4 protein-coding genes are annotated in these 8,153 nt (G+C 50.3%); 3 read left to right on the forward strand and 1 reads right to left on the reverse strand.

Translation table 11 applies throughout. The features are described 5' to 3' along the window. Window positions 1-302 precede the first annotated feature (302 nt). Window positions 303-1,595, reverse strand: a complete 1,293-nt coding sequence (locus NG833_RS08710; RefSeq protein ID WP_254564901.1) for a glucose-1-phosphate adenylyltransferase — start codon at window positions 1,593-1,595, stop codon at window positions 303-305. 758 nt (window positions 1,596-2,353) lie between these two features. Here NG833_RS08710 and gshA point away from each other — a divergent pair. The 3 genes from gshA to NG833_RS08725 all read left to right on the forward strand — a co-directional run bounded on the left by gshA (window position 2,354) and on the right by NG833_RS08725 (window position 7,930). Then, complete coding sequence (gene gshA, locus NG833_RS08715) at window positions 2,354-3,505, forward strand: glutamate--cysteine ligase (RefSeq protein WP_254564902.1); 1,152 nt, start codon at window positions 2,354-2,356, stop codon at window positions 3,503-3,505. Window positions 3,506-3,677: 172 nt separating this feature from the next. Continuing rightward, window positions 3,678-4,139 carry a tRNA (cytidine(34)-2'-O)-methyltransferase gene (locus NG833_RS08720; RefSeq protein WP_254564903.1) on the forward strand — a complete coding sequence of 154 codons (462 nt, stop codon included), beginning with the start codon at window positions 3,678-3,680 and terminating at the stop codon, window positions 4,137-4,139. Window positions 4,140-5,326: 1,187 nt separating this feature from the next. Continuing rightward, a complete protein-coding gene (locus NG833_RS08725; RefSeq protein WP_254564904.1) occupies window positions 5,327-7,930 on the forward strand; it encodes a LysM peptidoglycan-binding domain-containing M23 family metallopeptidase in 2,604 nt (867 codons plus the stop codon). Window positions 7,931-8,153: the final 223 nt, after the last annotated feature.

Consider the following 8,153-nt stretch of genomic DNA (forward strand, 5'->3'; position numbering starts at 1 on the left):
AGCCCGGAAACGACTGAAGTCGTTACTACGAACTTAAGAAAAGATAACGACTGAAGTCGTTACTACGAACTTAAGAAAAGATAGTGGTGCGGGTTGTTGTTATGATTAGCCCGGAAACGACTGAAGTCGTTACTACGAACCGGGGAAAGATAACGACTGAAGTCGTTAGTACGAACTTAAGAAAAGATAACGACTGAAGGCGTTACTAGGAACTTAAGAGAATGTAACTTGTTTCCTTTGAGCAGGAAGGGTAGGCTATTAGGCCATTCCTGCTCAAAGAAAATCGGGAAAATTAAATCCCTTTAAATCACAGTTTCATCAGGAATGATCGCATTTTTCAAAACCACCACAATTCCATTGCGGATATAGAACCCATCACTTTCGCGATTGGCCTCTTCCACATGGTCTTTATTGATAATTTGTACTTTGCGACCGATGCGAGCATTTTTATCAACGATCGCCCGACGAATCGTCGTATCCGAGCCAATTCCCAAGGGAACTCCGCCTTTTTGCAAACCGGATTGGCGTTCGGCAAAGGGTTCGTAGAAGTCAGAACCCATGATCAGGCTATCTTGAATTAAACAGCCAGCTTCAATGCGCGATCGCACCCCTAAAACCGAATGTTCAATCCGACATTCCTTGAGAATACACCCTTCCCCAATAATCGACTCTGTGACATGAGAATCTAACAACTTAGTCGGCGGCAAATACCGGGGACGAGTGTAAATTGGCGCTTTTTCATCATAGAAGCTAAACGGTGGGTGAGGTTGCTTCGTTAAGGCCAAATTAGCATCGTAGAACGATTCCATCGTTCCGATATCTTCCCAGTACCCTTTAAACAAGTATGCTTGAACGTTATACTCGCTTGCGGAAGCGGGAATAATTTCCTTCCCAAAATCCGTGCGATCGGGAGATTCCCGCAACAGCTTCGCCATTACCTCTTTATTAAAGACATAAATCCCCATTGAGGCAATGTAAGGCGTTTTTTCAGCTTCTTCTGGGGTTAAACCCAAAGTAGTTGTATCCACCGCCATTTGGCGCAAAGCATCTCCTTTTGGCTTTTCGCTAAAGGAAACCACTCGGCCATTGTCGTCAATTTTCATCAGACCGAAATCTGAAGCCCGTTTCTCATCAATTGGCAATACCGAAAGAGTAATATCCGCATTAGTTTCGCGATGGCGTCGCAAAAAGTCGCGATAGTCCATCCGATACAAATGGTCTCCGGACAAAATCAAATATTCATCAATATCCCACTCCTCAAACAGCCAAAGATATTTGCGAACTGCATCGGCGGTCCCCTGGAACCAACTGGTCGGATTTTCCGCCGTTTGCTGGGCCGCAAGGACCTCTACAAATCCCTCGGTAAAGCCAGAAAAATTGTAGGCACGAACGAGGTGGCGATTTAAAGATGCCGAGTTGAACTGAGTTAGAACGTAGATTTTGAGAATGTCAGAGTTAATACAGTTACTCACGGGAATATCGATCAGGCGATATTTCCCGGCCAGTGGCACGGCTGGTTTGGCCCGCATCTTGGTTAATGGGTAGAGACGGGTGCCAGCGCCTCCTCCAAGAATAATGGCTAAGACTTTTTTCACGAAAAACCTCTCAACAGCGTCACGCGGTCAGCCGTGAGCACTCAGCCGGTCGCCTCCGAGTCGTTCGCCTTGAATCAGCGGCCAGTCTTCACAGAAAGCGTAGCTGTCAAAAGCAAAACCGGGGGACTCGGTACTTGCACGCAGGTGCAAGCATAGCCGATAGCTGATGGCTGACGGCTGCTCTTTTACAAGTTAAGTGTCTGATTGTGTGGAACCATTGACAAGGGGGGGAGGGGGTGAGTTTGTCCGGTGTTCAGGATGGTATAACAGGTAACCCTTCTGAGGAATCGGTCTCAAAACCCTTGCCCAATCAGGTTTTCATCTTCAAGAATCGGGCTTTCTAACTCAAAAAAACCATCTAAAGAGAGAAAACATCAGCCGATGGAGAGATTTGCAATCCATCTTCAGGCATAGGGATGGGAGCATCAGAGTAGAGTAGTAGGGTGGGCACTGCCCACCGTAGGGAAAGGTGGGCAGTGCCCACCCTACGTTTAATACTTTTACCAACCGGATTTGGGATAACCCTTAACGGGCAACTTTTTCAGGTTTCGGAGTTTGAGCGCCCTCCCCCAGCGAGGGGAAAGGGGACCGGAGATGGCTGCTTTGGTCAACATCCGAGCACCTGTTCTCTCATAATGGAAGAAGGGGAAGCTCAATCCAAACTCCTGTTTCTGTGATGAGAGAGGGATTCAGGATGAGGATGACACACTTTTCTATTCACCCCATTTCATGCAGAACTATTGAGCGGAGGACAAATCATGCTGCTATCGAAAGGCTTTGAGGTGGAAATTTATACCGGGACGCCCCAGGGAGATATTGTCGGACTCTCGGATAAAATTGTGGCGGCTCTTCCGCGCTTTATGCGAGAGCCCGATAACCGGAATGTGGAATATACGACGCCGCCGCTGTTTCGGTATGAGCAGTTGTTATGTGAACTGGTGCGGCCTCGGCGGATCCTGCGAGAGTATCTCCAGACGGTGGGAAATTACACGTTAATTCCGGGTAGTAGCCTCTCTTTGGGTAGGACCGACCAGTTTTATCGTTCCGACCCCCATAACCCCTATCACGGGTTTATTGAGAACACCTACGGAACGAAAGTGGTAACGGCGAGTGTTCACATTAATGTGGGAATCGACAATCCAGATTTGCTGATGCGCGCTTGTCGGTTGATTCACTTGGAGGCCCCGTTGTATTTGGCCCTGAGTGCGGCCTCGCCGTTCCTGGATGGGGAAGTGACGGGGTATCACTCTACGCGCTGGCATCTGTTCCCGAAAGTCCCCGCAAAGGCCCCGTTGTTTGAAAATCATGCTCATTTTATCCGGTGGACGGAGGAACAGTTAGAGACGGGGGTGTTTCAAAATGTTCGACATTTCTGGAGTTCGGTCCGTCCCAATGGCGATCGCCGTCCTTACACCCTGAATCGCCTGGAATTGCGAATCTGTGAATTAGTCTCCGACCCGATCGCCTTACTCGCCATTTCCGCGTTCCTAGAGGCCCGTCTGTGGCAGTTGATGGAAAATCCCCACCTCGACCCCCTAGAACTGAGCTTGCTACCGGCACAAACCCGCGCTGATGACCTAATCGCCCTGACCGATGCCAATGAGTCTGCCGTGGCTCACCGCAGTTTAGACGCGCAATTGCGCCACTGGCAAGACGGGAGAACGATTTTGGCCCGAGATTGGATTGAGCAACTCTATGAAGAGGTGTTGCCGACGGCGAAGAGACATGGATTTAGCTGTTTTCTATCTCCCCTGAAAAAAATTCTGCGCGAAGGGAATGAAGCGCAACGGTGGTTAAAGTCGGTGGACCGGGGCCTGGACCCTCGCCAAGTGATTCAAGGGGCGATCGCCTCCATGAGGGACCAAGAGGCGGAATTGGAAGATAAAATCTGTCAGCCTTGGGTGGCTTGAGCAATTCCCTGGAGTCAATCAGAATATCTAATCAATGGCGTTCAAGACTCTATGATTAAAAATTTCTATCATTGAACCCGGTTTCTGGTTAAATGATACCCGGATAGCCTCGGATCGGAAACCCGATCGCCAGGGATACCGAGTTGGATAGAGAAACGGTACGCGCTCCATCATGCCTCAAGTTGTCTTAGTTCATCCCCAAATTCCTCCCAATACGGGCAATATTGCCCGCACCTGTGCGGCGACGGGGACGCCGCTACATTTAGTCGGTCCCCTAGGGTTTGAGACGAGCGATCGCTATCTCAAACGGGCGGGACTGGATTATTGGCCCTATGTCGATGTTCACTTCCATGACGATTTAGCGGCATTTCGGGAGTTTCACCGCCAGGGTGGAGGTCGTCAACTGGGGTTTAGCGCCCGAGGGTCTGAGAATTACATTGAGTTTGAATTTCAACCCAATGACTGGTTATTGTTTGGGTCCGAAACCACGGGTTTATCCCCAGAACTCCTGGATGAGTGCGATCGCACCCTTTATATTCCCATGACCCATCCCAAGGTCCGCAGTTTGAATTTGTCTGTCAGTGCCGCGTTAGGTCTCTTTGAAGCGCTGCGCCAATTGGGTCAACTCCACTGACTAGACTCGGTTTTTCTGTGGGCGAATCACTGAAGAGACTTCACCTCTTTCAGGAGGTGAAGTCTTTTTTTTAGCCACCTGATACCAAATCCGGGTATGAAAAGTCGTTTTTATGGAGTAGCCTGCGTAGGCAGGCTTTGTCCGCAAACGCCCCAGCCTTGAGCCTGCGGGTTTTTATAGACTTTGACAACCGGATTCCGTATGATACCCAATCCGGTTGTTAAAAGTCGATTTTCTGGATCAGCCTGCGGAGGCAGGCTTCGTTTGTGTAGCCCCAGCCTTGAGCCTGCGGGTTTTTATAGACTTTGACAACCGGATTCCCTCTGAGTCCTCAACAGGGACAGGGGAGATGCCTCACCCCATCCGGGATTTAATTTCCGCAACGCATAAGAAATTCATATAGAACTATCCACCGGGCGATCTCCTTTTCTCCATAGGATTTCATCATTCAATTTTAGGGAGTGATTCCCTCAAAACCCTTTGCTGGTGGGCTTAAAGTGCCATTTTTTGGGTAGGATAGACCGGGCAGGGGGAAGAGAATCAAGACCGGGAGTATCCAAGGGATACGGTTGTGCTTTAGAGTTAAATCTGCTTAAAGTCTCATCTGAAGGACTGAGGGAAAATACCTCAAGCCACTCCCGGGACATCTACTTAAATCCGTAGTCGGGTAAATTTCAGTCTGGGTCAAGTTCTATTAAATCAGGAAAAAACCCGGACGGGGACAAGAGTCATGGTATCTGTAAAGCGACCCGAGTGCGAGTTTTTCACCCGATTCTCGGTCCAAATTAAGGGACCATTAAGGGCGCTAAACGGAGCTACAGGGTCATTCAAGCAGATTCGTAGCGATTGAAACAGGGATTCGGGGCTGAATGCCTTATAATCACCAAACAGCAGCTTATTTCTGAATCATGGGGCTTGTCTCCTCCGATTCAGGGCAGAACGGAACGCGAAAGCGAAGAAGTTAATTTAGCCCGAAATAAGCGCTGGATAAAGGAATATAAATTGCCCGTTAACATTTTGTGAACATTACCAACTTGTCGAAAACAGAAAATCAGGGTAATCTTGCCTAAGTAACATTCTGTTGTCAGTGACTTCGGTCTCTCAGTGATGTGATCTGCATCATAGACTGGTGGTAAATTCATTGACTCAAAAGACAGTTAAGCACTGGTCGTTAGGAGGTCGTTTTTTTGAAACGAGCATTTCCGCAGAAGGTAAAACCTGTTCCATCCTGTGCCGCCGATAGCAATCGGACGGTGGGAGAGATTAGACAGGTACTAGCTGGCCCCCGTAAGGTTCGCACCTCGGCAGCCATGATTGGACTTGCAATTTCGATGGGGGCGTCTAGCATATTGCTGCCTCAACAAGGCGAAGGTGCTGGAGCATCAGAGCCACCGATCGCAGCGGATACATCTGCTACGGATCCCGGTTCTTGGTCCACCCTAGAGGCAGAAGCCGCTTCAACAGAAGAGGCAGGAACCCAAATAGCAGAACAAACCCTAGTGGACTCTGCTGTAGAACCCCAAGTTCAGGAAGAAGCAACTCCCTGGACCCTAATTGAACAGGGTCCGGTACCCTCACAGGTCGCCTCTAATCCAGGCGATCGCGGCGCAGCCGAAGGAAGCGGGGAAGTCAACTCAACCCTTCCATACCCACAGGAATTGGCTCGCGAAGGGAACCCTGCTGGCGAAAGTTTTAGCTGGCAAATCGATGAAATCCGCTCTGAGTCAGGGGTTGCCATGGAAGAAGTGGGTCAGGCCGGTGAAAACCGTCTGGATCCAAGTCTGGCGGAGTTGTGGGGTGAGGAGTCGGTCAGTTCAGTCGTTGAATCCTCTCTGGGAATGTCCCAGGAGTCTGATGGCCCTGGGCCGGAAATGGCTCCTTATGGATTATTGCCCCAGGTTGAAGCTCAAGAGTCCACAGCAGGAACTGTTGTTGACCCCCTCTCCTTAGAGGGTAGAGCCAACGAACCCTTACTCGACGGCATAAGGCCCGAGGGGGAAGCTACACCGTCCCGGGTCAATTCTGAACGAACTTCCCCAGGTTGGCAGTCCTATTTGGAAGAAAATTCCACCGGGAACGCCTGGGAAAATTCCCAACCGGCTAGAACTGAAGTGAACTCCGGTGAGACCTCGGGATTGGTCCCCTTAGTGACCCCCGAACTGGAGATCCGTCAGGAAGAAGCTGTACAGCCTGAGTTATCCAGCTTCCCAGAAGCCGAGAATGACGATCGCAAGGCGTTAGACCTGGCTGAACCCGATATGAATGGGGCGATCGCCATCCCTGCCGTAGAAAGTGCATTAGCATCGCGGATCTACCAAGTCAGTTTTGGAGATACCCTCGATGAAATCGCACTCCGCAATGGCGTTTCGGCACAAAAAATCGTTGAAGCCAATAGCCTCAACGATCCAGACTTACTCGAAGTCAATCAAACCATTAAAATTCCGTTGAGTTCAACGGAACCGGGACCTAACTCGACTGCCTGGGACCCTAGTTCCTTAACCGAGGATCCAGGAACCGATCTGTCCGCATCAGCAAAAAGTGATGTCGTTGCCTTACCCAAACAAAGTACAACAGACACAGACACCACCTTTTCACTGATTGCCCCAAATAAACCATCAGAAGCGATCGCCTCGATTCCGGAAACCGTCGTCTCGATGATTGATCGCTCTCCAGAACGCTCATCAGACTTGATGACTGGCGATCGCACCGTCAGCGAAGAGATGTTCCCAGGGACCAGCACCGAAACCCTCATTGCTCAAGCGGTTCCCTCCGTGCAAACGGAAGCCGATGAAAGTGACCATATTGATGGCTTAAGGGCTGACATTCTCAAACTGCGGCAAAAGTACCGGGAACAAGAAGCCCTCGGTCAACACTCCCAAATTGAGGCAGTAGAGACGACTTCTCAACCGGAAGACGAGACTGCTATTGCAGAAAACTCTCCGAGAGTCCAACCGCAACTTTCCGCCCAGGCGGACGAAAGCAGCTCGTTCCCTGAGTCAATCCAGGCTCATGCGATCGAACCCGAGGTTCTCGAAAACCGTTACGTCGATAGTTTACGAGCAGAAATCGAAAAACTTCGGGAAAAATACAGAACTGAAAACCTCAGTTTAGAAGCCACCGGGGAATCCGTCCCAGTGACCCTCCCCACTACCCAGGCTGTTCGGACCACTTCCACTGCACCTGAAGGGCCATCAGAACGGATTAATCCCCAGTTCAACCCACAGCCGAACGAAACCTTAGAAACCGCCCCCAGAGCAGAGGAAACCCAAAAAGAACAGGTCCTCGCCGTAGCGCCGATTGGATCGGAAGTCTATGCACCCCTGATGCAGCCTGCTGTGGGACAGGTTGTCTCTCCGGAGTTGCCCCCGTTAAAAGCTCCGGATACCTACCTACCCAACAGTCAGCCCACCTTTAATGGCTATATTTGGCCCGCTCATGGCGTGTTCACATCTGGCTATGGTTGGCGCTGGGGTCGGATGCACCGAGGTATCGATATCGCCGGACCCACCGGCACCCCGATTTATGCCGCCGCCACTGGCGTAGTTATCACTGCGGGGTGGAACTCCGGTGGTTATGGAAATCTGGTTGAGATCGAGCATCCTGATGGCAGTGTTACCCTCTACGCCCACAATCACCGGATTATGGTGCAAGAAGGACAGCAAGTCGAACAAGGTCAACAAGTTGCTGAAATGGGAAGCACCGGCTTCAGCACTGGACCTCACCTGCACTTTGAAATCCATCCTTCCGGACAAGGTGCGGTCAATCCAATGGCACTGCTGCCACCCCAATAAATCACGAATCTATTCTGATCGGGGGGATTTCGGAGTCACATCCCACTCCCCCCCTCTTGATTTAGCCCGTATGATTGCGGGCTTTTTTATTGGGAAGATGGGGGAGATGGGGGAGATTGGGAAGATGTTTGTAGTAACGACTTCAGTCGTTCTCCATGTTCGTAGTAACGACTTCAGTCGTTCTTTTTGTTCGTAGTAACGACTTCAGTCGTTTCCGCGTGAC

Source organism: Oscillatoria sp. HE19RPO, assembly GCF_024220515.1.
Classification (GTDB): domain Bacteria; phylum Cyanobacteriota; class Cyanobacteriia; order Cyanobacteriales; family Laspinemataceae; genus Laspinema.

What these genes read in the sequence shown, in the direction of transcription:
- NG833_RS08720 (WP_254564903.1), top strand. Translation starts at nt 3,678, where the DNA reads ATGCCTCAAGTTGTCTTAGTTCATCCCCAAATTCCTCCCAATACGGGC.
- gshA (WP_254564902.1), top strand. Translation starts at nt 2,354, where the DNA reads ATGCTGCTATCGAAAGGCTTTGAGGTGGAAATTTATACCGGGACGCCC.